General features: G+C 64.4%; 30 protein-coding genes. 22 read left to right on the top strand and 8 right to left on the bottom strand.

The features are described from left to right. Positions 1 to 77: 77 nt before the first annotated feature. Complete coding sequence (locus tag AAG612_RS04860) at positions 78 to 602, top strand: hypothetical protein (protein ID WP_342507769.1); 525 nt, start codon at positions 78 to 80, stop codon at positions 600 to 602. Between the two features lie 13 nt (positions 603 to 615). Here the strand turns inward: AAG612_RS04860 and AAG612_RS04855 are convergent, their stop codons facing one another. The 3 genes from AAG612_RS04855 to AAG612_RS04845 all read right to left on the bottom strand — a co-directional run bounded on the left by AAG612_RS04855 (position 616) and on the right by AAG612_RS04845 (position 3,499). Continuing rightward, positions 616 to 1,374: an SDR family NAD(P)-dependent oxidoreductase gene (locus tag AAG612_RS04855; RefSeq protein WP_342507767.1), complete on the bottom strand. Its 759-nt coding sequence runs from the start codon at positions 1,372 to 1,374 to the stop codon at positions 616 to 618. Between the two features lie 85 nt (positions 1,375 to 1,459). Next, positions 1,460 to 1,975 carry a hemerythrin domain-containing protein gene (locus AAG612_RS04850; RefSeq protein WP_342507765.1) on the bottom strand — a complete coding sequence of 172 codons (516 nt, stop codon included), beginning with the start codon at positions 1,973 to 1,975 and terminating at the stop codon, positions 1,460 to 1,462. Positions 1,976 to 2,080: 105 nt separating this feature from the next. Continuing rightward, positions 2,081 to 3,499, bottom strand: coding sequence for a sigma-54-dependent transcriptional regulator (locus tag AAG612_RS04845; protein WP_342507763.1), 1,419 nt, complete (start codon positions 3,497 to 3,499; stop codon positions 2,081 to 2,083). Positions 3,500 to 3,712: 213 nt separating this feature from the next. On the opposite strand from AAG612_RS04845, the gene AAG612_RS04840 reads away from it, so the two are divergent. The 17 genes from AAG612_RS04840 (at position 3,713) to AAG612_RS04760 (ending at position 16,303) form a co-directional block, all read left to right on the top strand. Then, positions 3,713 to 3,853, top strand: coding sequence for a hypothetical protein (locus tag AAG612_RS04840; protein ID WP_342507761.1), 141 nt, complete (start codon positions 3,713 to 3,715; stop codon positions 3,851 to 3,853). Between the two features lie 4 nt (positions 3,854 to 3,857). Continuing rightward, entirely contained in the window at positions 3,858 to 4,982 is a 1,125-nt protein-coding gene (locus AAG612_RS04835; protein WP_342507759.1) for an NAD(P) transhydrogenase subunit alpha, read from the top strand. 17 nt (positions 4,983 to 4,999) lie between these two features. Then, complete coding sequence (locus tag AAG612_RS04830; RefSeq protein ID WP_342507757.1) at positions 5,000 to 5,362, top strand: PH domain-containing protein; 363 nt, start codon at positions 5,000 to 5,002, stop codon at positions 5,360 to 5,362. Between the two features lie 48 nt (positions 5,363 to 5,410). After that, complete coding sequence (locus AAG612_RS04825) at positions 5,411 to 5,971, top strand: fasciclin domain-containing protein (RefSeq protein WP_342507755.1); 561 nt, start codon at positions 5,411 to 5,413, stop codon at positions 5,969 to 5,971. Positions 5,972 to 6,073: 102 nt separating this feature from the next. Then, complete coding sequence (locus AAG612_RS04820) at positions 6,074 to 6,355, top strand: NAD(P) transhydrogenase subunit alpha part 2 (RefSeq protein ID WP_342507753.1); 282 nt, start codon at positions 6,074 to 6,076, stop codon at positions 6,353 to 6,355. A gap of 184 nt (positions 6,356 to 6,539) precedes the next feature. Beyond that, positions 6,540 to 8,048: an NAD(P)(+) transhydrogenase (Re/Si-specific) subunit beta gene (locus tag AAG612_RS04815; protein WP_342507750.1), complete on the top strand. Its 1,509-nt coding sequence runs from the start codon at positions 6,540 to 6,542 to the stop codon at positions 8,046 to 8,048. 20 nt (positions 8,049 to 8,068) lie between these two features. Further along, complete coding sequence (locus AAG612_RS04810) at positions 8,069 to 8,368, top strand: hypothetical protein (protein ID WP_342507748.1); 300 nt, start codon at positions 8,069 to 8,071, stop codon at positions 8,366 to 8,368. Continuing rightward, entirely contained in the window at positions 8,368 to 8,724 is a 357-nt protein-coding gene (locus AAG612_RS04805; protein ID WP_342507747.1) for a hypothetical protein, read from the top strand. Before AAG612_RS04810 ends, AAG612_RS04805 begins: the two co-directional genes overlap by 1 nt. A gap of 54 nt (positions 8,725 to 8,778) precedes the next feature. After that, complete coding sequence (locus AAG612_RS04800; protein ID WP_342507746.1) at positions 8,779 to 9,987, top strand: parallel beta-helix domain-containing protein; 1,209 nt, start codon at positions 8,779 to 8,781, stop codon at positions 9,985 to 9,987. Then, on the top strand, positions 9,984 to 10,985 hold the full coding sequence (locus AAG612_RS04795) for an SO2930 family diheme c-type cytochrome (RefSeq protein ID WP_342507745.1): 1,002 nt from the start codon (positions 9,984 to 9,986) through the stop codon (positions 10,983 to 10,985). The genes AAG612_RS04800 and AAG612_RS04795 overlap by 4 nt, the downstream gene beginning before the upstream one ends. Beyond that, a complete protein-coding gene (locus tag AAG612_RS04790) occupies positions 10,982 to 11,971 on the top strand; it encodes an alpha/beta fold hydrolase (RefSeq protein ID WP_342507744.1) in 990 nt (329 codons plus the stop codon). The genes AAG612_RS04795 and AAG612_RS04790 overlap by 4 nt, the downstream gene beginning before the upstream one ends. Positions 11,972 to 12,050: 79 nt before the next feature. Further along, complete coding sequence (locus AAG612_RS04785; RefSeq protein WP_342507743.1) at positions 12,051 to 12,803, top strand: aspartate/glutamate racemase family protein; 753 nt, start codon at positions 12,051 to 12,053, stop codon at positions 12,801 to 12,803. Between the two features lie 49 nt (positions 12,804 to 12,852). Next, positions 12,853 to 14,043 carry a deoxyguanosinetriphosphate triphosphohydrolase gene (locus AAG612_RS04780; protein WP_342507741.1) on the top strand — a complete coding sequence of 397 codons (1,191 nt, stop codon included), beginning with the start codon at positions 12,853 to 12,855 and terminating at the stop codon, positions 14,041 to 14,043. Between the two features lie 43 nt (positions 14,044 to 14,086). After that, the gene (locus tag AAG612_RS04775) at positions 14,087 to 14,770 is read left to right on the top strand and encodes a Rossmann-fold NAD(P)-binding domain-containing protein (protein ID WP_342507739.1); all 684 of its coding nucleotides are present in this window, start codon (positions 14,087 to 14,089) and stop codon (positions 14,768 to 14,770) included. A gap of 6 nt (positions 14,771 to 14,776) precedes the next feature. Next, entirely contained in the window at positions 14,777 to 15,232 is a 456-nt protein-coding gene (locus tag AAG612_RS04770) for an ABA4-like family protein (RefSeq protein WP_342507737.1), read from the top strand. Positions 15,233 to 15,236: 4 nt separating this feature from the next. Further along, complete coding sequence (locus AAG612_RS04765) at positions 15,237 to 15,707, top strand: methyltransferase family protein (protein ID WP_342507735.1); 471 nt, start codon at positions 15,237 to 15,239, stop codon at positions 15,705 to 15,707. Next, positions 15,704 to 16,303, top strand: coding sequence for a DUF938 domain-containing protein (locus AAG612_RS04760; protein WP_425341830.1), 600 nt, complete (start codon positions 15,704 to 15,706; stop codon positions 16,301 to 16,303). The genes AAG612_RS04765 and AAG612_RS04760 overlap by 4 nt, the downstream gene beginning before the upstream one ends. Before the next feature lie 56 nt (positions 16,304 to 16,359). Here the strand turns inward: AAG612_RS04760 and AAG612_RS04755 are convergent, their stop codons facing one another. Together AAG612_RS04755 and AAG612_RS04750 are read right to left on the bottom strand one after the other, a co-directional pair. Beyond that, positions 16,360 to 16,491, bottom strand: a complete 132-nt coding sequence (locus AAG612_RS04755; RefSeq protein WP_342507732.1) for an entericidin A/B family lipoprotein — start codon at positions 16,489 to 16,491, stop codon at positions 16,360 to 16,362. Positions 16,492 to 16,550: 59 nt separating this feature from the next. Continuing rightward, positions 16,551 to 17,483, bottom strand: coding sequence for a DMT family transporter (locus AAG612_RS04750; RefSeq protein WP_342507730.1), 933 nt, complete (start codon positions 17,481 to 17,483; stop codon positions 16,551 to 16,553). Between the two features lie 86 nt (positions 17,484 to 17,569). Here AAG612_RS04750 and AAG612_RS04745 point away from each other — a divergent pair, with 86 nt between their 5' ends. Then, positions 17,570 to 17,800 carry a hypothetical protein gene (locus AAG612_RS04745; protein ID WP_342507729.1) on the top strand — a complete coding sequence of 77 codons (231 nt, stop codon included), beginning with the start codon at positions 17,570 to 17,572 and terminating at the stop codon, positions 17,798 to 17,800. A gap of 20 nt (positions 17,801 to 17,820) precedes the next feature. Here the strand turns inward: AAG612_RS04745 and AAG612_RS04740 are convergent, their stop codons facing one another. Beyond that, on the bottom strand, positions 17,821 to 19,362 hold the full coding sequence (locus AAG612_RS04740; RefSeq protein WP_342507727.1) for a TadA family conjugal transfer-associated ATPase: 1,542 nt from the start codon (positions 19,360 to 19,362) through the stop codon (positions 17,821 to 17,823). Positions 19,363 to 19,622: 260 nt separating this feature from the next. On the opposite strand from AAG612_RS04740, the gene AAG612_RS04735 reads away from it, so the two are divergent. The 3 genes from AAG612_RS04735 to AAG612_RS04725 all read left to right on the top strand — a co-directional run bounded on the left by AAG612_RS04735 (position 19,623) and on the right by AAG612_RS04725 (position 24,824). Next, positions 19,623 to 20,582, top strand: coding sequence for a DMT family transporter (locus AAG612_RS04735; RefSeq protein WP_342507725.1), 960 nt, complete (start codon positions 19,623 to 19,625; stop codon positions 20,580 to 20,582). A gap of 1 nt (position 20,583) precedes the next feature. Beyond that, positions 20,584 to 22,407, top strand: a complete 1,824-nt coding sequence (glmS, locus tag AAG612_RS04730) for a glutamine--fructose-6-phosphate transaminase (isomerizing) (protein ID WP_342507723.1) — start codon at positions 20,584 to 20,586, stop codon at positions 22,405 to 22,407. 110 nt (positions 22,408 to 22,517) lie between these two features. Then, complete coding sequence (locus tag AAG612_RS04725; RefSeq protein ID WP_342507721.1) at positions 22,518 to 24,824, top strand: putative bifunctional diguanylate cyclase/phosphodiesterase; 2,307 nt, start codon at positions 22,518 to 22,520, stop codon at positions 24,822 to 24,824. A gap of 32 nt (positions 24,825 to 24,856) precedes the next feature. On the opposite strand, the gene purQ is transcribed toward AAG612_RS04725, so the two are convergent. Both purQ and purS read right to left on the bottom strand, forming a co-directional pair. Continuing rightward, the gene (gene purQ, locus AAG612_RS04720) at positions 24,857 to 25,531 is read right to left on the bottom strand and encodes a phosphoribosylformylglycinamidine synthase subunit PurQ (protein ID WP_342507718.1); all 675 of its coding nucleotides are present in this window, start codon (positions 25,529 to 25,531) and stop codon (positions 24,857 to 24,859) included. A gap of 3 nt (positions 25,532 to 25,534) precedes the next feature. Continuing rightward, positions 25,535 to 25,780 (bottom strand): phosphoribosylformylglycinamidine synthase subunit PurS, encoded by a 246-nt coding sequence (gene purS / locus AAG612_RS04715; protein WP_342507716.1) that lies wholly within the window; start codon positions 25,778 to 25,780, stop codon positions 25,535 to 25,537. Positions 25,781 to 25,800 lie beyond the last annotated feature (20 nt).

The following is a 25,800-nucleotide window of genomic DNA, read 5'->3' as shown; positions in this document are numbered from 1 at the left end:
ACTTTCTTACAGGGATTGTCATCCCCCGCGGAAGATTTGTTGCCTATGGTTCGCCGAGAGAAAGCGGGGACGCAAAGATGAGTTATTCCAAGCATATGATCTTAGCCGCAACGTTGGCAACTGGCGCGCTGTCCGCTACTTGCGCATTTGCGCAGGAGCGGTTCTACGAGCGGGTCGGGAACTGGACGGTCGTCGGCGCCAGCACATTCTGCACCGTGCCCGGCGGCGCTCCCGAACCGTTCCCCGACGGCAAGATGCCGCCGTGGGATTCCATCACGCTCAAGATGGCGACTCTAGGATCCCTGGAGATTCGTTATGGTGGAGAGATTGCCGCCAATGCCAAGAATGGGCCGCAGGAAGGGCAGGCTCTGATCGGTGACGAGGGGGAGCAGCCCGACTATTTCCGCCCCCGCATGATCGTGGCGGACCAGCCGGGTGGAGGCAGGCAGGTGACCGCTTATCTGGAGGGCGAAGCGCTCGACGCGTTCTGGACGCACGACTACTTCGTGCTCCGTGCGGGTGACCAGATGCTGCCCATGACTCCGGGGCCCGAAAGGCAAGCGCTGGGCGAAACAATTCGGCGGTGTGTCGAGGGCCTTTAAGAGGGCGCCGAACCTAGAGCGTGTAGCCCCCGTCGCTGGTCAGCACGGTGCCGGTGACGTTGGCGGAGGCATCGGACAGGAGGTAGCCGATGTCGCGCGCGAGCTCGTCCGCCGTGGCGAAGCGGCCCCGCGGGGTTGTCTGGCCCATCTGCGCGATCACCGCCTCGCGCCCGTGCTCGGCGAACTGGGCCTGAAGCTCGGGCGAGTTCCAGATTGCGGTGTCGACGCCGCCCGGCGCGATGGCGTTGATGCGGATGGAGTGGCCTGCGTTCTCCGCCGCCGCGATCCGCGCCATATGCGCGACCGCCGCCTTGGAGACGCCATAGGCGCCGATCCCGGGGACAGGTTTGATCCCGGTGACAGAAGCGGTGACCACTGCGCTGCCGCCACCCGCATTGCGCATCGCGCGAAGGGCGGTGGAAAGTGTGAGAAAGGCACCATCGAGGTTGATCGCCATCACCCGCCGCCACTCGGCGAAATCGAGCTCGGCGATCTGGCCGCCGGTGCCGATGCCCGCGTTGACCACTGCGTGGTCGAGCCGGTCGAGCTTGGGCTCGAGGCCCTGCCAGAAGGCTTCGTCGGCAACATCGGCGGCGTGCGTTTCGACCTCGCAGGAGAGGTCGAGTTTGTTCAGGCCATCGCCGTCGAGGTCGATCAGGATGAGGCGCGCAATGCCTTGCTGGTCGAGCCAGCGGGCGGTCGCGGCACCGATGCCGGACGCTGCGCCGGTGATGAGCGCAGTGCGGCCCGTAAAGTCGTGTCCCTCGGTCATGCCGAGGGGCTTAGCGCGTTACGCCGCGTTGTCGATGCCCCGCGTGAAATGCATGCCCGCACCGGAAGACAGGCGCGCACCCGAGTTACGCGTTCTCGTTTTGCTTGATGTAGGCGTCCGGGTCCTTCTCCTCGCGTTCCACATTGGTGACGTGGTCCGCTTCGAAGGCGAGATATTTGAGGCCCAGCGCCACCCGCTTCTCCAGTGGGACCCGGCGACGGAAGTCGGTGAGGCCCTGGCGTTCCTCTTCGGAAAGGTGCGCGCTGTTCTGGTAGTTCGCCTTGTCGACGCATTCCCACCACGCGTCCGATCCGACCTCTTCGTTCAGCGCGGCGTCGGCGGCGTTGGCGATCTTGTTGTGATCGTCGATCGCATCCTCGGTCGTCTCGTCGGCGCTGTCCGAATCGAGCGCGCCTTTGCCGAGCTGGAGCAGGGTGGGGTAGAAGTACTTCTCTTCCGCCATCGCGTGCGCTTCGAGATGGTCGCGCAGGCGGTTGAAGATTTTCGCGGCCGAATCGCGGTCGTCGCGAGCCTCGTCCAGAGCGGCAAACCAGCGGCGCTGGCGGTCATGGTCAGCAAGGATGCAGTCGACGATATCCATTAGTGGATAGCCCCCGTTTCGAATGTTGAAGATCGAAAGGGAAACGCCGGATTGTCGCGCGGGTTCCGTGCCCGGAGGTGCCTTGGAGCCGGGTGTCGGCCTGGATCAGGCCGCGTTGTCGATGCCCAGATCGCTCAGCTTGCGATAGAGCGTCGAACGCCCGATGCCGAGCCGCCGCGCGACTTCGGTCATCCGCCCGCGATAATGGCCGATGGCGAGCCGGATTACGTCCGCCTCGATCTCTTCGAGCGGGCGCAGGTTGCCGTCGGACGTATAGAGCATCACGCCGACCGCTTCCTGCACATGATGGCTGCCCTCCGCCTGCTCGCCGATCAGTTCGGAAAGCTGCGGAAAATCGCTCGCGGTCAGCATTTCCGCCTCGCAGAACACCGCCGCACGAAACAGCACGGCCTGGAGTTGGCGAACATTGCCCGGCCAGTCGAAGGCGCACAGCAGATGGAGCGCGCTGTCGGCGAGGCTGAGATGGCACAGGCCCGGCTCTTCGCCAATTCGCGCGAGGAAGTGGCGGGCGAGGGCAGGAATGTCGCCCGGACGTTCGCGCAAGGGCGGCAGGCTGATCCGGGTCGACGAGATCGCGGCCAGCAGGTCCTGGTCGAACTGGCCTTTCGCGGCGAGTTCGGACAGCGGACGGTTGCTCGCCGAAAGCAGCCGGGTGTCGATCTTGAAGCCGTGCGTCGCGCCGATCGGGCGCACGATGCCTTCGTTGAGGGTCGCGGCGAGCCGCGCCTGCTGGTCGGCCGAAAGCCGGTCGATTTCGTCGAGCACCAGCGTGCCGGTGTCGCATTGCTGAAGCGCGCCCATCTGACTTTCGAAAGCGCCCGCAAAGGCGCCTTTCTCGTGCCCGAACAAAGTCGATTCGATGGAATTCACGGGCACGCCCGCGACGTTGACGAGGCGGAAGGGGTTGCGGGCGCGCGGGCTGGTCGCCTGGATGGCGCGCAGCAGCATCTCCTTGCCCGTGCCGCTTTCACCTTCGATCAGCACATGGCTGTGGGTGCGGGCCGCCTTCGCCGCGCGGGCCAGCGCGATGCGGAAGATCGGATCGGTCCCGATCATCGCGTCGAAATCGAGCACCGCAGGCATTTTCTCGGTCAACGGCTGCAGCTCGTTGCGCGGGGCTTCCATCTGGGTGGAACTGCGCAGGGCGCGCATCAGCCGCTCGGGCGCGACGGGCTTGATAAGATAATCGGTGGCGCCTGCGCGCATCGCCTCGACGGCGAGCAGCGGGCTCGCACTGGTGGTCAGCATCAGGATCGGCAGAGCGGGTCGGCGCTGTTTCAATTCCGCGATCAGATCGCATGCAGCATCGCCGGGCACCCACTGGTCGAGGATGATCGCGGAAAGTTGCATGCCCTGCCGCGTACCGAGCGTGGCGATCGCGGTTTCCGCGTCGTTGACAACGATCGTTCGCCAGCCATCGCGGGCCGCCAGCGCGCTGACGAGTCGGCTCTGCGCCGGTTCGTCATCGATCAGCATCAGCAAACGTTCGTCAGAATCGGCCATGTTTCCCCGCCACTCGGTTGCATGGGAACCGTCCCATTGCGGTGCAGGCCGCTGCTTTACGGTAAACCGGTAAAGACCAGCTTAAGCCTACCGATGGGCGGCGAAGCTCGGCAAGAAGCTGGGGAGTGTGTTGCCAGCAAGTGCTTGAGCATGGCGGGTTGCGGCGATAGACCGCTTGGCGAAGTTCCATCTCTTGCGGAGAATATGCCAGCCATGGCCACCAATAACGACATCGTCACCCCGGATATCGAGAAAGCGCGCAGCACTTATGAGCGCTTCATGGGGAGCCTGAAATGGGCGATCCCGATCATCGCGCTGATCGTGTTCATCGTCGTCGTGCTGATCGCGTCCTGATCGCATGAAGATCGCGGTTCTCAAGGAGCGGGCAACGGGCGAGACGCGGGTTGCGCTGACTCCCGAGACCGCGAAGAAATTCATCGCGCTGGGCGCGGATGTCGCGGTCGAGGCGGGGGCGGGTGAGCATGCCTCCATCGCGGACGCGGCGTATTCCGATGCCGGCGCAAGCGTCGGCACGGCAGATCAGGTGGTCAAGGATGCGGGCATCGTGCTCGGCGTCCAGGCTCCCGATCCTGCGCTTCTACAAGGCGCCAAGCCCGATGCGAAGGTCGCCGCGACGTTCGATCCGTTCAAGCAGGGCGAGCGCATCGATGCCTATGCCAAGGCGGGTCTCGAAGCACTGTCCATGGAATTCATGCCGCGCATCACCCGTGCGCAGAGCATGGATGTGCTTTCCAGCCAGTCCAACCTGTCGGGCTACAAGGCCGTGATCGCAGCGGCCGACCAGTATGGCCGCGCTTTCCCGATGATGATGACCGCGGCAGGCACGGTGCAGGCCGCGCGCGTTTTCGTGATGGGCGTCGGCGTGGCGGGCCTGCAGGCCATCGCCACCGCCAAGCGTCTCGGCGCGCAGGTTTCCGCGACCGACGTTCGCTCCGCCACGCGCGAGCAGATCGAATCGCTCGGCGCCAAGGCGATCTTCGTCGAGGAAGGCGGGATCGAGGGTGAGGGCACCGGCGGCTACGCCAGCGAGATGAGCGACGAGTACAAGGCGGCGCAGGCCAAGCTCGTTTCCGAGCACATTGCCAAGCAGGATATCGTGATCACCACCGCGCTGATTCCGGGCCGCCCCGCGCCCCGGCTGATCTCCGACGAACAGATCGCGAGCATGAAACCGGGCAGCGTCATCTTCGACATTGCTGTGCCGCAAGGGGGCAATGTCGAAGGCGCGGTGGCGGACGAGTTGGTTGACCGCCATGGTGTCACGATCATGGGGTACGCGAACACGCCCGCGCAACTGGCACCGGATGCGAGCGCACTTTTTGCGCGCAACCTCTACAATTTCCTCTCCGCCTTTTGGGACGAAGAGGCAGGAGGGCCGGTTCTGGACGAGGAAATCGGCGACGCGGTGCGACTGACCAAGGGCGGTCAGGTGGTCAATGCCAGATTGTTAGACGGCGGCTGAAGGAAGGATAAAGTCCGATGGGGGTGCTGAACCAGACGCAGACCACGCCGCAGGGGTTCGTGGACAATCACGGCCACGCGCTGGTCGAGGGTGAGGAGGTCTACTTCGCCTTCAAGACGATTCGCGACTGGATCGCCTTCACCGACTGGCGGCTGATCTATGTCGATGTGCAGGGCATCCTCGGCACCAAGAAGGAATATCTGACGGTTCCCTATCGTTCGATTACCGCGTTCTCGATCACCAGCGCGGGCACGATCGACATCGATGCGGAAATTGCGGTGTTCCTCTCCGGCCACCCGCCGATCGAGTTCAAGGTCGGCAAGTTCACCAATACCGAAGCGCTGCAAAAGCTGCTCGCAACCCGGATGAACGTCCTCTAGTCTTTCGCGCGAAGAGCGGCTGAGCCGCATCTACGAGGCGGTGAACCTATGAAACCTGGTCTGGTGGCAATCTTCCCGGTCGCGCTGGCGCTTGCCGCCTGCGGGCCGAGCCTGGCCGACGACGTCGATCTGGAGAATGTCGCGCCCGACGATATCTCGTGGATCGGCGAAAGCCCGATTTATCCCAATGCGACCATTGCCGAGAATGTTGCAGCCTCGCCCGCTTTCTCCAGGCTCGCCATGCTGGTCGAGCGGACGGATCTTGCCCAAACCCTCGGCGGCGAAGGACCGCTGACGATCTTCGCGCCGACCGACGCTGCACTCGTCGACCTGCCCCCGCACACCGACGAAGCGCTGAGGAAGACGCTGGCGCATCATGCGATTGCGGAGCGGATCACCGCCGCTGACCTCGCCGCGCGGATCGTCGAAGGTGGAGGCAGCTATCGTGCGCAGACGCTTGCCGGCGATATGCTGACCTTTCGGATGGACCGCGAAACGGTGGTTCTTTCTGGCAGCGACGGCAGTTCGGCGCGGGTCACGATGGCCGATCTCGCCCAGGCCAATGGCCTGATGCATGTGATCGACGGCATCGTTCTGCCTGCAGGCTGATGGACGAAACGGGTGGCTTTGCGCGCCAAAGCCATCGACAGCGCTGCATCGCCTTGCAATAACGCGGCTTCATCCAATCCTCGGGGGAGGCGCGTTTCTAAGATGGACTTCATTTCGGTCCTGTCGATCTTCGTGCTGGCGTGTTTCGTCGGCTATTACGTGGTGTGGTCGGTCACGCCCGCATTGCACACGCCGCTGATGGCGGTGACCAATGCGATCAGCTCGGTCATCATCGTCGGTGCGCTGATCGCCAGCGCCGAAGCGGGTAGCGCGGTCGCCAAGTGGCTCGGCCTGGCGGCCGTAGTGCTCGCCAGCATCAACATTTTCGGCGGCTTCGCGGTGACCGAGCGGATGCTCGCGATGTACAAGAAGAAGGAGAAGTGAGGATGGCTTTTCCTTTGTCCATTACCCCTCATCCAACTTCGGCTAGCGCGCGAGCGCGCAAGTCTCAGTATCCTTCTCCCACGGGGAAAAGGATGTGCAGGCTTGGTGGCTTGCTGCCTGGCCGAAGCTGGATGAGGGGCCATCGCGCGGGCGCATCCCTCGCTCGAATATCGGGAGGCGCAGCATGAGCCTTCCTCGCGACGTTGAACCGCTGGCCGTGCCTCCGGGCTCCGACTATGGCGTGAGCCACGCGGTCGAGACCGCCGCCGCCCACGGCCCGACCAACCCCTGGGTAGCGCTCGCCTATCTGGTGGCGGGGGTGTTCTTCATCCTCGCGCTGCGTGGGCTTTCGAGCCCCGCGACCAGCCGCGCGGGCAACCGCAACGGGATGATCGGGATGCTGATCGCGGTCGTCACCGTGATCGTGACGCACGACATCGCCAATATCGTCGAGATCCTGATCGCCATCGCGATCGGCGGCCTGATCGGCTTCACCATCGCCCGACGCATCGCGATGACCGCGATGCCCGAACTGGTCGCGGGCTTCCACAGCCTCGTCGGCCTCGCCGCCGTGCTGGTGGGCCTTGCGGCGTGGATGAACCCCGGCGCGTTCGGAATTCTCGATGCAGGCGGGCAGATCCTGACGGTCAGCCGGATCGAGCTGGGACTGGGGATCGCCATCGGTGCGATCACCTTCTCCGGATCGGTCATCGCTTTCCTCAAGCTTTCCGGTCGGATGGGCGGCAAGCCGATCATGCTACCGGGTCGCCACGTCATCAATCTCGGCACGCTCGCCGCGATCATCGCGCTGATCGCGGCCTATGCGATGGCCGAGGTCGCCGGGCCGGGCGAGGGCTGGATGATCATCGCCATCGCCGCGCTCGCCTTCGCGATCGGCTTTTTGCTGATCATCCCCATCGGCGGGGCGGACATGCCGGTCGTGGTCAGCATGCTGAACAGCTATTCGGGCTGGGCGGCGGCGGCGATGGGCTTCACGCTGGGCAACACCGCGATGATCATCACCGGCGCGCTGGTCGGATCGTCGGGCGCGATCCTCAGCTACATCATGTGCCGCGCGATGAATCGCAGCTTCATCTCCGTGATCGCAGGCGGGTTCGGCGCCGACGACAGCGCGGCTGGTGGCGGCGAGGCGCGTGAACAACGCCCTTACAAGCAGGGCAGCGCCGATGACGCCGCCTTCATGCTCGAACAGGCGGAGAAGGTCATCATCATTCCCGGCTACGGCATGGCCGTCGCCCAAGCGCAGCACGCGCTGCGCGAGATGGGCGATGTGCTGAAGGCCAAGGGCGTGGACGTGAAATACGCGATCCACCCCGTCGCAGGCCGCATGCCGGGGCACATGAACGTGCTGCTGGCCGAAGCCAACGTGCCCTATGACGAGGTGTTCGAGCTGGAGGATATCAACTCCGAGTTCGCGCAGGCTGACATCGCCTTCATCATCGGCGCGAACGACGTGGTGAACCCGGCGGCGAAGACCGACAAGTCCAGCCCGATCTACGGCATGCCCGTGTTCGACGTGGGCAATGCCAAGCAGGTTTTCTTCATCAAGCGCTCGATGGGCGGCGTGGGCTATGCCGGCGTCGACAATGATGTGTTCTATCTGAACCAGACGACCATGCTGCTGTCCGATGCGAAGAAGATGGTCGAGGAAATCGTCAAGGCGCTGGATTAACAGCCGATTGGAGTAACCCGATGGAGACGATCATTCCTGCGCATCCGGGCTGGAACGCGCACTTGCTTGTTGGCGACGATGGATACGGGCTACCCGAAAATCCCGCATTCACTCCATCTCCAATTGTGGCCTGGCACATTCAGCGCGATGGTGATGGGTGGGAGTGCACACCGCTGTTGCCGGGCGCGCAACGACCTCAAAACCGTTACATCTATGAGACGCCGGATGGTGTCGTGGTCATCCCGAATTTGGCGAACATGCCCACGATGGATGATGCGAGGCGGTATCTGAAAACGCTGGAGCCGGAGGATAAAGAGTAGTGGGCCGCTTCCTGCTCCTGCTGATCCTGCTCGCCGCGCTGGGCGTGGGCGCGTGGCTCTATTTCGGTGACGGGCTGCGCATCGTCACCGAGCGCAGCGTCGAGGTCGCACTGGTCGAGGCGGGGGTGCCTGAAGAACAGGCCGCCTGCATGGCCCCGCGCATGACCGAGCGGCTCAGCCCCGAACAGCTGCGCAAATTGCAGAATGTCGCGCCGCAGGACGGCGAGACGTCGCTGCCGCGCGATACGGGCGAGGCGCTGGATCGAATCCGCCGGGTCGAAGATCCCGAAGCGATCGAGGTCACGGTGCGCGCGGCTGCGGCCTGCGCCTTCGGCGGGATTTTCGAGAAGCTGTAGAGTCTTGTCTTCGCTCCCATGCGTGGCACTATGCAACGCAAAAGGGAGAGAGACATGATCCGCACGCTTATGGCCGCCACCGCGCTGGCCACCCTTGCTTCGCCCGCGTTTGCCGAAACCATCACCGTGGCTCCGGGCGAAGACGCTCAGGAACGCCTGCAGGAGGCGCTGATCCTCGCCGAGCCGGGCGACGAAATCGTGCTGCAAGCAGGGCGCTTCATCCTGACCGACGGGCTCAGCCTCGATGCCGATGGCGTGACTCTGCGCGGGGCAGGGATGCATGCCAGCGTGCTCGACTTCAGCGCGCAGGAAGGCGCGGGCGAGGGCCTGTTGGTTACCAGCGACGGCGTGACGCTGCGCGATTTCGGGATGGAAAACCCCAAGGGCGACGGGGTCAAGTCGAAGGGCGCGGACGACATCGTCTATCAGGGCATACGCGTCACCTGGACCAACGGCCCCGCCAGCACCAATGGCGCATACGGCATCTATCCGGTCGAGAGCACCGGCGTGCTGATCGACGGATGCGAGGTTTCCGGTGCGTCCGATGCGGGCATCTATGTCGGCCAGTCGAGCCTGATTACCGTGCGCAATTCGATGGCCAGCTACAACGTGGCCGGGATCGAGATAGAGAACAGCCGCAAGGCGATCGTCGAGCGCAATTACGTGACCGGCAATACCGGCGGTATCCTGGTGTTCGACCTGCCCGGCCTGCCGGTGAAGAATGGTGGCGAAGTGCTGGTGCGCAACAACCTGGTCGCCAATAACACTACGCCCAACTTCGCGCCCGAGGGCAATATCGTTGCCAGCGTGCGGCGCGGCACGGGCATCATGGTGATGGCGAACGACACCGTGTGGGTGGGTCGCAATCTGCTCTACGACAACCCGACCGCGCCGATCATGGTGATCGCCTATCCGCTCGCCTTTGAAGACCCCGAGTACAATCCGTACCCGCGCGAGATCACGATCGACTGGAACGAGGTGGACGAAGGCGGCACCGATCCGCAGTTTGAAGGGGCAGAGATGCTGCTCGCCGCGTTCGGAGGCGCGTTGCCGCCGATCATGTCCGACGGTCTTGCCCCTCCGGGCGAGGAGCTGTCGCTGATGATCCATCCCGACATGACGGGCTGGTCGGTCAATCTGCCCGAGCAGGGCGCGGGGATCGAATCGGCCCGGCCCGCGCCGCTCGAGGCGGGCATGATCGGGCAGCCGATCAGCATCGAAGGCTGGGGCGCGCCGGAAGCGCTGGAGGCGCGGCTCAAGTGAACCGCCACCTTGCCATCCTTGCGGCCGCCGCCGCGACGCTGGCGCTGAGCGCGGGCGTCAGCGCGCTTCCACCGCCGCAGGTGAACGATCCGCTCATCGCGGACGACAGCCTGCCCAGGACCCTGGGTGACTACGGCTTCTTCCTCGATGTCCACGCCGACGATCCCGCGCCCGGCGTGAAGCCTTACCGGCTCAACATGCCGCTGTTCTCGGACGGGGCGACGAAGCTGCGCTATATCTACGTGCCAGAGGGCGCGCAGGTGGATGTCGGCGAGCAGGGCTTGCTGCAATTCCCGGTCGGCTCCGCGCTGATCAAGACCTTCGCGTTCGGCGAGGGCGACGCGATGCGCAAGATCGAGACGCGCGTGCTGCTCCACCGCGCAGACGGCTGGGTCGCCTTGCCTTATGTGTGGAACGAGGCGCAAACCGAAGCGACGCTGGTGCTAGCGGGCAAGCGCGTACCGGTGACCACGCCGTGGGGCGAGGACATCAGCTACCGCGTGCCCAACAAGAACCAGTGCAAGGAATGCCACGGGCTGCATGGCGCGGTGACGCCCATCGGGCCCAAGACGCGCAATCTCTCCGCCCAGTGGTTGCAGGCCTTCCTCGGCACCGTGCCGGAGGGTTCGGACACCATGCCACTGTGGGAAGACCGCAAGAGCGCCGGTATCGAAGCCGCCGCGCGCGCCTATCTCGACGTCAATTGCGCGCATTGCCATCGCCCCGGGTCGACCGCGTCCAACTCGGGTCTCGACCTGCGGTGGGAGACGCGCGATCCACACGCATTCGGCATCGACAAGCGCCCCGTCGCCGCCGGACGCGGATCGGGCGGGTTGATGTTCGACATCGTGCCGGGCGATCCCGAAGCCTCGATCCTCGCCTACCGGATGAAGAGCGCCGAGCCGGGAGTCGCGATGCCCGAGCTGGGCAAGGCGACCGTGCACGAGGAAGGCGTGGCGCTGGTCGAGCGCTGGATTGCAGGAATGCCCGCGAAATGAAGTGGGTGCTCCGCATCCTCCTAGTGGTCGTCGCGCTGCTGGTCGTGGCGTTCCTCATTTTCCGCACGCCCGATTCCGATCCGGCGGAAATGCGCGCCAAATACGGCGGCGAGCCCTCGCAATTCGTTGCAATCGGCGATGGCGTGACCGTCCACCTGCGCGACGAAGGCCCGAAAGAGGCGCCCGCGATCATATTGCTGCATGGCTCCAATGCCGATCTGCATACGTGGCAGCCATGGGTCGATATTCTCAAGGCCCGCTATCGCGTGATCCGCTTCGACCAGATCGGACATGGCCTTACCGGGGCCGATCCAGTGGGCGATTACAGCCAAACGAACTTCGTCGCGGACATCGACGAGGTGGCCGACGCGCTCGGCCTTGAGAGCTTCGTGCTTGGCGGCAATTCGATGGGCGGCGGCAATGCGGTGGCCTATGCGCTGGCCCATCCCGAACGGCTGGACGGCCTGGTGCTGGTCGACGCGGGCGGCGTTCCGCCACTCGGCGAAAGCGAGGAAGGCGATGACGATGGGGGCAATATCGGCTTCACCATCGCGCGCACGCCGGTGCTCAACCAGCTGATGAAGCACATCACCCCGCGTTCGATGGTCGAGCAGTCGCTGCGCCAGAGCGTGAGCAACCAGGCCATCGTCACGCCGCAAGCCGTCGATCGCTATTGGGAGCTGCTGCGTTATCCCGGCAATCGAGACGCGACCATCGCGCGCTTTGCGGGCGAGCGGAGCAGCTTCGAGGCAGACGATGTCGCGCAGATCGATGTGCCTGCGCTGGTCATCTGGGGAGAGGACGACGCGCTGATCCCGGTCGAAGCGGGCCTGTGGTACGATACGCAGCTGCCCGACAGCCGCCTGGTCGTCTATTCCGGCATCGGCCATCTGCCGCACGAGGAGGTCGCCGACCGCTCCGGCGCCTATCTCCTCCAGTGGCTAGACGAGCAGGATTTCGCACCCGCAGCAAATGGACCGGCATAGGCGCGCCACCAGCTATGGACGCCACGCGCGCTTGCTCGGTAAGGCAGTCCTGTCGAAACACGGTTCGAAGGACAGATAGTTGCGCAAGGTTGGCCTTATCGGCGGAATGAGCTGGGTTTCCACCAGCCTGTATTACAAGTGGATCAACAAGGCGGTTACCGCCCGCGTTGGGCCGATGACCTCGGCTCCGCTGCTGATCGAAAGCCTCAATTTCGCAGAACTCTATGGTCTGACCAAGGACGACGAGTGGGATCGCGCGGCCGAGATTCTCGCCGAATCCGCCAAACGGCTGGAGCAGGCAGGGGCGGGGGCCATCGCGATCGCCGCCAATTCGATGCACCGCGTTTACGATCAGGTCGCCGAAGCGGTCGATGTGCCGGTGCTGCACATTGCGGAGGCGGTCGGCGAAAAGATGAAGGCGGAAGGCGTGGTCAACGCCGCGCTGATCGGCACGCGCAACGTCATGATCGAAAGCTTCTATCGCAAGCATCTCGTCGCGCACGGGATCGACCTGTTGCCGCCCGACATGACCCATGTCGATCGCACGAACGAGATCATTTACGACGAGCTGATGCACGGCAAGGCGAGCCGCAATGCGGAGCGTTTCTTCCGCACGATGATCACCAATCTCGAACAGGATGGGGCCAAGGCGATCGTGCTCGCTTGTACCGAGCTCGACATGGTGATCGACGTCGATGCCAATGTGTTGCCGATCTTCGATTCCGCGCGCATCCACAGCAATGCGGTGGTCGACTGGATGCTCGGCGAGGGCGAAGGCGCGCCCGTCAGCTCCACAGAGAGCGACAGCATGGACGACAAGGCCGGCTCGTGACGATGCGCGCGGTTGTTCGCTGGCGCGCGGCGGGATAGGCGGGCGGGGCATGAACCGCTCCCTCGATAACCGCTCACCTCTGGCTGCCGACCCCTCCGCCTCGCGCGGGCGGGAATTCGCGGTAACCTCCGATGGCGATCCCGCTGGCGAGACCAGAGGCCCGCGTACCGCTTTCCAGCGCGACCGCGACCGCATCATCCATTCGATCGCGTTCCGCCGACTGCGCAGCAAGACGCAGGTTTTCGTCGCGCCCGAAGGCGATCACTATCGAACGCGCCTGACGCACAGCCTCGAGGTCGCGCAGATCGGGCGGGTGATCGCGCGGGCGCTGGGCCTCGACGAGGATCTGACCGAGGCCCTGTGCCTTGCGCATGATATTGGCCATCCGCCCTTCGGCCATGCGGGCGAGGATGCGCTGGATAGCGCGCTGGCGCCACATGGGGGGTTCGATCATAACGCGCAGACACTGCGCACGCTGATGCGGCTGGAAAGCCCCTACTGCACGCACGACGGGCTCAATCTCAGCTGGGAAGTGCTCGAAGGCCTCGCCAAGCATAATGGCCCGGTCCACGCCCCGCACTGGGCGTTGGCCGAGCTGGACGCGGACTTTCCGCTCGATCTCGAGGGCTACCCCACGCTCGAAGCACAAGTGGCAGCGGTGGCGGACGACATCGCCTACGACAACCACGACATCGACGACGGGCTGCGGGCCGGCTTCCTCGAACTGGACGATCTGCTGACGCTCGATTTCATCGCCGATCAGTGGCGCGAGGTGGAGCGGCGGTTCCCCAATGCGCCGCGCGACCGGCAACTGCGCGAACTGGTGCGCGGCCAGATCGGGTGGATGGTCAACGACGTGATCGAGCACACCCGCGTCTCCACCGCCGGGCTGGATGAGCGTGCCGCCATCGCCACGGCAGAAAGGGCACTCGGCGGTTTCTCCCCGGCGATGCTGGCAGCGGAACGGCGGCTCAAGGCGTTCATGTATGCCAAGCTCTATTACCATCCAGAACAGACCGCGACGGCGGACAAGGCCAATGCCGTTATTGCACAGCTCTGGCAGGCCTATTGCGAAGATCCATCGCGGATGGGATCGAGATGGGTAGAGGGTCTGCCCGCGCAGGAGCCGTATCGCAGCCGCCATATCGCGGATTATATTGCGGGCATGACCGACAAATTTGCGCTAGAGCGCGTACGGGAGATTTACGGGTCGGCGCCTGACGACCTGAGCAACGTGTGATCGGGGGGGCATGAGCAGTCGATTTCGTGTAGCGATAGGCGGAGTGAGCGAGCCGATCGGGCTGCGCCTGATGCATCTCGCACGCTATCAACCGCAAATCCGCCTCGTCGCCCTGACGCTGGGCGAGGTCGCGATTCCGCCAGGCAGCCGGATGGAAATGTTCATTGCCGATGCGGATCGCTGGGCAAGGGTGATGAAGGCGATGAAGCCCAAGGTATTCATCGTCGGATTGGGGCCTGCGCTCAATCTCGTGGGCAAGGACGACAGCGCGCTGCGGGCGATCGATGATGAGGAAGCCGTGGTCGAGATTGCCAAGACAGCGCGCTTCGCCGGGGTCGAGCGACTGGTCGCGATCAGCTCCGAAGGGGCGGACCGCTGGTCGCGCGACCGCCACCTGAGCGCCAAGGGCAAGGCCGAGACCGAGCTGTCGCGCCTTGGCTTCAAGCGGCTCGACATCGTGCGGCCCGGCCCGCTTTCGCAGCGAGGGCTTGATGATGACGGAGCTTTGTCGGGCATCAGCGCATTGCGTGGCCGTGGCACCGACGTGCAGACCGTCGCGCAGGCGATCCTGACGCTCAGCCTGCGGCGCACGCCGGGCAAATTCGTCCATGAGCGTGATGGAATAGAGCGGGCTGCGGCGATGCTCTCACGCGCTACGACAGGGGGTGTGCATCCAGCTTTCGACGAAAGTTCGACCGAGGGCAGCGCTCGTCAGGCGCAAGGGTAGCGCGCCATGTGGCAGTCCTTATTCGATATCACAAATGTCATCGCGCTCATCGGCTGGGGGATGCTGACCATCTTGCCGCGCCGCGAAAGCGTGCTCCAGGCGGTGCTCTACGCGGCCATCGGCCTGCTGTGCGCAACCTATCTGGTGATGCTGATCGCGCTGGTCGGCAATCTCGTCGATCCCGCGCCCGCTGCGGGGGCCGCGCCCGCGCCCGAGTTCGAATATAGCGTGCAGGGCCTGATGGCGATGTTCCGCTCCGAAGGGGCGATCGTGGTAGGCTGGACGCATTACCTGGCGTTCGATCTCTTCGCAGGCCTGTGGATTGCGCGCGATGCCGACAAGCGTGGCGCAGGCCGGTTGGTGCAGGTGCCGTTCCTGCTGGTAACCTTCATGGCCGGGCCCGCCGGGCTCTTTGCGTGGCTGATCGCGCGCCTGTTTTTCAGCGCGAAGGGCAGCGGGTAGAGCGATGGCCTTTGTCGACGAAGACAGCGCGAAAGTCCGCTTTCCGCCACCGCTGATCGTGCTGGGATTGCTGTTTCTCGGTGTGGGGGCGGGGCGATGGGCGGGCCTTCCGATGATCGATGTTGCGGCGCTGCGGCCCATCGGCATCGTCATCGGCGCGTTGGGCGCTGTGATCGTGGGGATCTGCCTGATGGGGTTCGTGAAGGCGGGCAATGATCCCGAACCGTGGAAGAAGGATACCGCGCTCGTCACCTCGGGCATCTACCGGTTCAGCCGCAACCCGATGTATCTGGGCATGGTGACGGTGCAGCTGGGCATCGCGCTCTTCGCGCAGAGCATCGGTGCGTTGCTCTCCGTACCGCTGGCGATCCTGCTGATCGATCGTTTCGTCATCGCGCGCGAGGAGCCCTATCTGCTTGCGACTTTCGGTCAGCAGTATCGCGCCTACTGCAAGCGCGTGCGGCGGTGGCTGTGAACGCCCGACGCGAAAGCCCCGCCGCACAGCGCAACCGCGCGCCCATTGCGCAAGTGCTTGTGGAAGAATTGCCCGAGAGCGGGCTGGTGCTGGAGATCGCGAGCGGAACGGGCGAACATGCGGTGCATTTCGCGCGGGAATTTCGCGATCTTCAATGGCAACCGAGCGACCCGGACCCGCAAGCGCGTGCATCCATCGCTGCGTATGTCGAGGATGCCGCACTGCCCAATCTGCGCGCGCCGATCACGCTCGATGCGAGCGCGGGGCAGTGGCCGATTGCCGAGGCAGCGGCGCTGCTATGCGTGAACATGGTGCATATCAGCCCGTGGGAAGCGACCGGGGGGATGTTTGCGGGTGCTGCTCGACTGCTCGATGTAGCAGCGCCGCTGGTGCTCTACGGGCCCTATATCGAAGCCGATGTGGAGACCGCACCCTCGAACCTCGCATTCGACGAGAGCCTGAAGATGCGCGATCCGCGCTGGGGTCTGCGCGATCTGGCCGATGTCGATGCGCTGGCGGCAGCCAACGGTTTCGAGCGTACGCAGCGCGTCGCTATGCCCGCCAATAACCTGATGCTCGTTTACCGGAAGGTCTGAACGACTGGAAAGGGCGAACGGAGCGGACCCGGTCCGCCCGTTCGCCTCCTCTCCAATCAGTCGATGGCTTCTTCACCGGCTTCGCCGACCGATTCCACGTCCTGCCCGAAACCCTTCACGGTGTTGCAGGCGGTGGCGGTCAGCGCGAGGGTGGAGACGCCGATGGCGAGTGCGATCTTGCGGATCATGGTCAGGTCCTTCGTACATGTGGCCCCGCACGTCGCGCGCGGTTTGCCCGGTTGCGGACTTAACGGGTGTTGGGCGCGAGCGGTTCCTCAGGCGCTGCCGAACGGCGCGCCTTGCGGGCCAGATGGCCTTCGCGCACGACAATGATCGTGCCTGCCAGGATGATGATCGGCGCGCCGATCCAGGTGTTCGCCACCGGGAGTTCGTCGAAGACCTGCCAGCCATAGATCGTCGCCCACAGCAGCGCGGTGTAGTCCATCACGATCACCGTCGCTGCCGACCCGAACCGCAGCGAATTGGTGAGCAGCAGCTGGCCCGCCGCGCCGCTCAGCCCGACTCCCAGAAGCAGGAGCCAGGTCTCCATCGAGTGGGCTTTGCCAACGAAGGGCAGGGCGAGCGCCAGCAGCGGCACGGTCAGCAGGCAGAACCAGAACACGATGCTGGTCGCGCTTTCGGTCTTGTTGAGATCCTGGATCTGAATCGAGATGAGCGCGACCATGAATGCCCCGCCGAGGCCCAGCGCGAGACCCAGCGGATCGACCGGCGTGTTGCCGGGCTGGGTGACGATCAGGATGCCGATGAAGCCGAGCGCGACCGCGCTCCAGCGATAGCGGCCGATCTTCTCTTTCAGCAGCAGCATCGACAGGATCACCGCCCATATCGGCGCCGTGAAATTGACGGTGGTCGCCTCGGCCAGCGGCAGCAGGATCACTGCGCCATAGACCATCGCCATTCCTGTGATGCCGTAGGCGCTGCGGATCGCGTGGCTCTTGAAACGGACCGGTCTGAGGGTCGCGAGGCCCACGGTCGCGGCGGCGAAGCCGACCATGACGATCAGCGTGACCGCCTGCCGCCAGAAGATGATCTCGAAAAGGTGGACGCCCTGTTCGCCGGTCAGCTTGACCAGCATCGAAAGCGTGGTGAGCGCCAGCGCCGCCAGCAGGCGCAGGCCGATTGCCGTCAGGGGGCGAGATTGGGCGACGCTGCCATCCATGCGCTGCTGTTAGAGATTGGCGGCGCAGGTTCAAGCGATGAAAGCCGCATTGCGCTTTGCGAGGGCAATCGCCACCTGCCCTGCCGATGGACTGGATTCACGAACTCATCTTCCTGAGCGATGCAGGGCGCGTCGCGCTGCTTGGCCTCGGTTTCGTGCTGGTGGCGCTGGTCGCGATGGTGGCTGAGGGCAGGCGTGGGAAGCGCGCGCGGATCGACCGGGTCGGCTGCATGCCGTGGATGACGATCTTTGTCTTCGCGGCGGTCATCGGCGGCGGACTGCTCGCGACCGCCGTGCCGGCGCTGCTACAGGGGTAACGCGCGGGCGGCGATGCTTGTCAGAGACAGGCCTCCAGATATGCCTGATCGAACCCGAACTGGCGGGCCTTTTCCAGCGTATAGGGGCGCAGGCCCTGGCTACGGAATTCGCCGAGGATCTTGCCGTCTTCGCTCTCGTCCAAATATTCGAACTTGAACAGCTCTTGCGTCACGATCACGTCGCCTTCCATCCCGATCACTTCGGTGATGTTGGTCGTACGACGCGAACCGTCGCGCAGGCGTTTCACCTGAACGATCAGGTCCACCGATTCCGCGATCTGCCGACTGATCGCTTCCTTCGGAATCTTGATATCGCCCATCAGGATCATGTTTTCCATACGGCCCAGCGCCTCGCGCGGGCTGTTGGCGTGGAGCGTACACATCGAACCGTCGTGGCCGGTGTTCATCGCGGCGAGCAGATCGAAGGCTTCCGCGCCGCGAATTTCGCCCAGGATGATCCGGTCGGGCCGCATACGCAGGGCGTTCTTCACAAGGTCGCCAATGGTGATCGCGCCTTGCCCTTCGAGGTTGGGTGGGCGGGTTTCCAGCGGCAGCCAGTGCGGCTGCTGAAGGCGAAGTTCCGCCGCATCCTCGATCGTCAGCACACGCTCGCCCGGGTCGATCATCTTCGACAGCGCGTTGAGCATGGTCGTTTTACCCGAACCCGTACCGCCCGAAATCACGACATTCATCCGGCAGGCGCCTGCAATCTTCAGCGCGGTCGCCATCTTGTCGTCCATCGAATCCCAGTTCTTGAGCATGTCGATGGTGATCGGCTTTTCGGAGAACTTACGGATCGAGAGCGCCGTGCCGCGCAGGCTGAGCGGCGGGACGATCACGTTCACACGGCTGCCGTCCTTGAGGCGGGCATCGGCCAGCGGCGTGGTCTGGTCGACGCGGCGGCCGACCTGGTTCACGATTCGTTGGGCGATCTGGAACAGGTGCTGTTCATCGCGGAACTGGATCGGGGCGAGCGTCAGCTTGCCTTTCTTTTCGATGTAGGTCTGGTCGGGGCCGTTGACCATGATGTCCGACACGTCCGGATCGCTGAGCAGCTCTTCGAGCGGGCCGAAGCCGAGCAGCTCGTCGATCAGCACCTTTTCCAGCGCGAACTGCTCGCGCCGGTTGAGCGTGATCTTCAGCTCGGCCAGCACTTCCATGATGATCGGGCGGAATTCCTCCGCCAACTCGTCCTTGCTCAGCGTGGAAGCGGCCTCGGGGTCGATCCGTTCGAGCAGGCGCGGCAGCACCTGTTCCTTGATCTTGTGGACGCTCGCCTCGAACCCCGAGAACTCTTCCTTCACGTGGACCGCGTTGGAACGCTCGTCGAGGCGGCGCCGTGCGTCGGCATGCCTGTTACCGTCCGTCGGAGCGGGCTTGGGCGCAGAATTGCCGCCTTCCGCCCCTTTTTCCTTGTCGGGAATCGGAGGAAACTGTTCGCCGCCTTCGTCGCTCGATGCGCGCGAAGGGGTTGTGCCCCTCATTGGCTTGGCGTTGCCGAATGCGGGGCGGCTGCCGGGTGTCATGCCCCCGGCTCCGTTCCTGCGTCCGAAAGCGCTCATTGCGGTATCCCCCAAAATCAGGTGCGGTGCGTGATGCGGGCGGGATGGCCAACATTACCTTTTCAGGAATGGTGAATAGGATCGAAACCTTAGCAATTTCCTAAACGTACCCCGACAGTTGGCCGGTTTCGATCAGGCACCCGGAGCGGGACATATCGCGGCCATGCCATATCGCCGGGTCCCTTCTGCTGGCTTCGCGGTTCAATTCGCGTAAGGGCGGTTGCGGCAGCATTGTCGCTGCGAAAGGGACTTTCCACCACGTGCGACAGGACGAACGCAGCGGCATTCTGCTGGCGGTGGCGGGCTTCAGCTCGCTGTCGGTGGGCGATGCGATCATCAAGACGATGGCGGGCGAGTGGTCGCCGCTCGCGGTGGCCGCGCTGCGCTTCACGATTGGTGCGATCGGCCTTTCGCTGCTGTTGCTGCGAGCGGAAGGACCGGGTGCCTTCCGCCCCCGCCGCCCGTGGCTGCAGGTCGCGCGCGGGGCGTGCCTCGCCGGGGCGACGCTGTGTTTCTTCTCCTCCATTTTCGTGATGCAGCTGGCCGAAGCATTGGCGTTGGCCTTTGTTTCACCGCTGTTCGTTGCTTTGTTCAGCGGGCCCTTGCTGAAAGAGAAGGTGCGCCCTGCCGTCTGGATCGCCTCGCCGGTGGCGCTGATCGGCGTTTTGCTGGTCCTGCGGCCAAACTTCACCGAACTGGGCTGGCTGGCGGGCCTGCCGGTCCTGTCGGCCCTGTTCTTCTCGCTGATGGTTGTCTCCAACCGCGCATCGGCGGGCGATGGGAGCGCCTTGTCGATGCAGGTGTTCATCGCCTGCCTCGCAACGCCATTCCTGATTGCCGCGGCAGCCATCGGCCATCTGAGCGGCGCGCCGAGTCTGAGCGTAGATTTGCCCGACTGGACGGTTATCGCCCGCTGCACGCTGGTTGCGGTGACCGCCAGCACGTCGCACTGGCTCGCCTATCTAGGTACGACCCGGGCGGGCGCGGCGACCATCGCGCCGATGGTTTATGTGCAGATGATCGTCGCCATCGTGTTGGGCTACGCATTGTTCGGCGATGTGCCCGACCTCGCGACCATCGGCGGGGCGGCGACCATCATTGCGGCCGGGCTGTTCCTGTGGCTCACCACGCCGCGCACGACCGCGCAAATGTCTCGCGCATTGCAAGGCCAGCCGGAGACGTTAGACGCTAAGGCGGATAGCAGCGGGAACGGCAACTGACATGTGCGGCATTATCGGAATCGTAAGTGGTGACCCCGTGGCCGACCGGCTGGTCGATGGCCTGAAGCGAATGGAATATCGCGGTTACGACAGCGCGGGCGTCTGCACGCTCGACAGCGGACAGATGATCCGTCGCCGGGCGCAGGGCAAGCTTGCCAATCTGATCGAGGTTCTGAAGGAAGAGCCCGCCCCGGGCTCAATCGGCATTGCGCATACCCGCTGGGCCACGCATGGCGCGCCGACCGAAGCGAACGCACACCCGCATGCAGGCAAGGCCGCGGCGCTGGTCCACAACGGCATCATCGAGAATTTCCGACCCTTGCGCGAAGAGCTGCAGGCCGATGGCTTCGTCGCCGAGAGCGAGACGGACAGCGAGGTCGTGGCCCTGCTGATCAGCCGCGAGGTGGAGCGCGGGGCCAGCCCGGAAGACGCGGTGCGTGCGGTGCTGCCGCGCCTGCGCGGTGCGTTCTCGCTGGCGATCCTGTTTCCCGATTTTCCGGACAAGATCATCGGCGCTCGGCTCGGTTCGCCGCTGGTTGTCGGGTACGGAGAGGGCGAGATGTTCGTCGGCTCCGACGCGCTGGCGCTCGCCCCGCTGACGCAGCGCATCTCCTACCTCGAAGAAGGCGACTGGGCGGTCGTGACGCGCGAAGGCGTGCAGGTTTTCGACGCAGAGGGCAACGAAGTGAAGCGAGAGATCGTCGCTTCGGGCGCGAGCGCCGCTGCGGTCGAGCGCGGCAATTACCGTCACTTCATGCAGAAGGAGATCTTCGAACAGCCCACGGTCGTCGCGCAAACGCTCTCCAGCTACGTTCGACAGGCGGACGAGACGGTCGCGCTGCCGCAGATGGACTTCGACCTCTCCAGCATCGAACGCATGACGATCGTTGCGTGCGGGACTTCGTACTACGCGGGCATGGTCGGGCGGTACTGGATCGAACAATTCGCGCGCGTGCCCGTCGATATCGATGTCGCCAGCGAATTCCGTTACCGCGAACCGCCGCTGCCCAAAGGGGGGCTCGCGCTGTTCATCTCGCAGAGCGGGGAGACCGCCGATACGCTGGCCGCGCTGCGATACTGCAAGGCGCAAGGGCAGACCATCGCGGCGATCGTCAATGTGCCGACCAGCACCATGGCGCGCGAGGCGGACCTGCTGCTGCCGATCCATGCCGGGCCCGAAATCGGCGTCGCCTCGACCAAGGCGTTCACCTGTCAGCTCGCTGTCCTCGCCGCACTGGCCGCCAAGCTGGCGGTCGTGAAGGGCGAGATGAATCGCGATGAAGAACAACAGGTGGTCCGCCACCTGCTCGAAGCGCCCGCGTGCCTTAACGCCGCGCTCGACCATGACGATGATATCGCGGCGATGGCGCACACCATCGCTCCGGCCCGCGACGTGCTCTATCTGGGGCGCGGGGCGGATTTCCCGATGGCGCTGGAAGGCGCGCTGAAGCTGAAGGAAATCAGCTATATTCACGCCGAAGGCTATGCCAGCGGCGAGATGAAGCACGGCCCCATCGCGCTGATCGACGAGGATGTGCCGGTGGTCGTCATCGCGCCGTCGGGCCCGCTGTTCGAAAAGACGGTCTCGAACATGCAGGAAGTGCGCGCGCGCGGCGGGCAGGTGGTGCTGATTTCCGATGCCGATGGCCTCGCCGAAGCTGGCGAAGGCTGCCTCGCCACGATCGAGATGCCCAGGGTGCATCCGCTGATTGCACCGCTGGTCTACGCTGTGCCGGTCCAGTTGCTCGCCTATCATGTCGCCTGCGCAAAGGGCACCGATGTCGATCAGCCACGCAATCTCGCCAAGTCGGTGACCGTCGAATAGCGACCAGGCGCCGGACGGCACTTTACTGCAGAATAACCTTTCCCGGGTAACCCGGTGGGGTGATCGACAATACGACCATTGATGAGCGGACATTGCGCCGGAAGCTCCCCGTGTCTGCAGTGTTGGGCCTCGCCGAAGGTCCCGACCTCGATTGGCCGCGCCTGTGGCTGCTCCAGCACCGCGAATTGGCGAGGCTCAGAACCCCGCGAATTGCCTGCCATGGGACGGGTGCAGCGCTTGCGGCGGTCATGTTCTTCGAGGCCTTGCCGCTGTTCGTGTTGGTCCCCTGGCTCACCCTGCTGGCAGCCGGGCTCTATATCTATACGCGCTGCGACGCGCATTTTTTGCGGATCGACAAGCCCTCGCTGACCGCACGTGAGGCCCGTTCTCACCTTGTCGGCAGCATCGTTCTGGGTGTCGCCTGGGCGAGCCTGATGCCGCTGCTCCAGATTTTTGCCGGGCCCGAGGTGGCGATCCGCGGTCTTATTCTGGGCGCCGGGATCGCCGTGGGCAGCGTCGTCCTGATGGGCGTCGTGCCGCTCAGCGCGCTCGTCTTTTCCACGCTGCTGACCATCGGTGCCGCAACGGGCTTCTGGCTGGCAGACAACGACGCGATGTACCTGTTCGTTGGCTTTTTCACCTTTTTCGGTTACGGATCGATATGGATCAGGTCGACCGACTTTCTCCGCTTCGCGATCGCAGAGAACGCGCTGCTCGAGCAGACGCACACGGTTTCCTTGCTGTTGCGCGAGTTCGAGGAGAACGAAGCGGACTGGTTGTGGCAGATCGACAAGAGCCGCCGGATCCGCTCGGCATCGCCCCGCTTCGCCTTTGCCCTGAGCGAAACCGCCGCCTCGCTGGAGGGACGGCCCTTCTTCGATCTGATCAGCGGCGGCGACGGGGAAACCGACCAGACGACCCAGTCGCTGCGCGAACTCGCCGAGAGCATCAAGACAAAGCAGAGCTTTTCCAACCAGCTGGTACTTGTGAAAGTGGCGGGCGAGGAACGGTGGTGGGAACTCTCCGGCACACCGATGATCGGCGATAAGGGCGAGTATCTCGGTTATCGCGGGGTCGGATCGGACGTGACGCAGCAGCGCAAGTCCTCCGAAAAGATCGCCTATCTCGCCCGGTACGACACGCTGACCGGCTTGCCGAACCGCCTGATGCTGCACGAAACGCTCGGCCAGGCGATGGACGATGCGCGCAAGTGGCGGCGGCGCTGCGCGTTTATCATGGTCGATCTGGACCGGTTCAAGGCGGTCAACGATTCACTCGGCCACCAGACCGGCGACCGGCTGCTGGAACAGGTTTCGCGCCGTCTGGAAGAGATTGCGGGCGACAACGAGATATGTGGCCGCCTGGGGGGAGACGAGTTCGGCATCGTGGTGCGCGATGCCCGCGACTTCGAGGCGATCGATATGCTCGCGCGCAAGGTGATCGAACGCGTCTCGCAGCCATACGAGGTCGACCACCATACCCTGTTCGTCGGCGCCAGCGTCGGTTCGGCGCTCGCTCCGCGCGACGGCAAGGGCGTGGAAGAACTGATGCGCAACGCCGATCTGGCGCTTTACCGCGCGAAGGACCACGGGCGCGGGGTCCACTTCGCTTACGAACCTTCGCTGCATGCCGTCGCCGAAGAGCGCCGCCAGCTCGAATTCTCCTTGCGCAAGGCGCTGGAGCAGGATGAGCTGCAGCTCAATTTCCAGCCCGTGGTCGATGCGACTTCGGAACGGGTCGTCAGTTTCGAGGCGCTGGTGCGCTGGCACAGCGAAGAACACGGCTTCGTCAGCCCGGCCAAGTTCATCCCCGTGGCCGAAGACACCCGTTTGATCCTGCCGATCGGCAAGTGGGTTCTGAAACAGGCATGTCAGGAAGCGATGGCCTGGCCCGAGCATGTGAAAATCAACGTCAACGTGTCGCCCGAACAGTTGATGCAGGCCGATTTCACCGACACCGTGATCGAAGCGCTGTCATCCAGCGGGCTCAATCCGCAGCGGCTCGAAATCGAAGTGACCGAGAGTATCTTCCTCAACGACACCGAGGTCGCGCGCGAGGCGCTGGCGAAGGTTATGGAGCTGGGCTGCAAGGTCGCTCTCGACGATTTCGGAACCGGCTATTCCTCGCTCGGCTACCTGCGCAAGCTCCAGTTCTCCACCATCAAGGTGGATCGCAGCTTCGTTCAGGGCGCCGCGCAGGGTAGCAGCGAAAGCCTAGCCATCGTCCGCGCCGTCGTCGCCATGGCCAAGAGCCTCGAGATGAAGACCACCGCCGAAGGGGTGGAAACAGAGGACGAGGCGGAGCTCATGCGCACCATGGGCTGCGACCGAATCCAGGGCTTCCATTTCGGACGGCCCATGACCAGCTACGACGCCCGCGCGCTGTTCGATATCGATTACCGGCAACTGAGCGCCTGATTTTCGGGCGGCGCTGCCGTCCCAGCCGAACCTCAAGCCGCTGCGGCGAGGCTACCCATGAGCGATGCGAAGAGCCGTCGGCCGCCGGTGCCGCCATGGGCGGCGTCAATCGCGCGTTCGGGATGCGGCATCATGCCGAGCACCGTGCCGCCGTCGTTCACGATGCCCGCGATGTCTCGGCGCGAGCCATTGGTCGCATCGAGGTAGCGGAAAGCCACCCGGCCATCGCCTTCCAGTGCATCGAGCGTGGCATCGTCCGCAAAATAGTTGCCGTCATGATGGGCAACGGGGATGCTGATCGTCTCGCCCTGCGCGTACTCGCGGGTGAAGTGCGTGTCCGCATTTTCGACCCGCAAGGCCACGTCGCGGCAGACGAACCGCTGGCCCGCGTTGCGCATCAGCGCACCCGGCAGCAGCCGCGCTTCGCACAGTACCTGAAAACCGTTGCACACGCCCAGAACGGGCACACCGCGCGCCGCCTCGCGCGCGATCTCGCGCATGATCGGGCTGTTCGCCGCCATCGCGCCCGCACGCAGATAGTCCCCGTAGGAAAAGCCGCCGGGCAGGGCGATGAAATCGAGCTTGTCGGGCAGCGCGGTTTCGCGGTGCCATACCTGTGTCGGCGCCTTGCCGAAGACTTCGCTGATCGCGACCATCATGTCGCGGTCGCAATTGGAACCGGGAAAGGTGACGACGGCGGTGTTCATCGCTTACTCCCCAGTCCCCGGGGTATCTTCGATCCGGTAATTTTCGATCACCGTGTTGGCGAGCAGCTGCTCGCACATCTTGCCGATCGTCTCGTCGGAAACGTCGCCCGCCAGATCGAGTTCGACCAGCCGCCCTATGCGCACATCCTCGACCCCTTCGAAGCCGAGGCCATCGAGCGCATGGTGCACCGCGCGACCCTGCGGGTCGAGCACGCCAGGTTTCAGGGTGACGAATACGCGCTTCTTCATGATCGAACGATCCCGAACTC

Origin of the sequence: Citromicrobium bathyomarinum (assembly GCF_038594605.1) — a bacterium.
Lineage (GTDB): Bacteria > Pseudomonadota > Alphaproteobacteria > Sphingomonadales > Sphingomonadaceae > Alteriqipengyuania > Alteriqipengyuania bathyomarina_B.
This window is presented reverse-complemented; position numbering and strand designations above follow the sequence as displayed.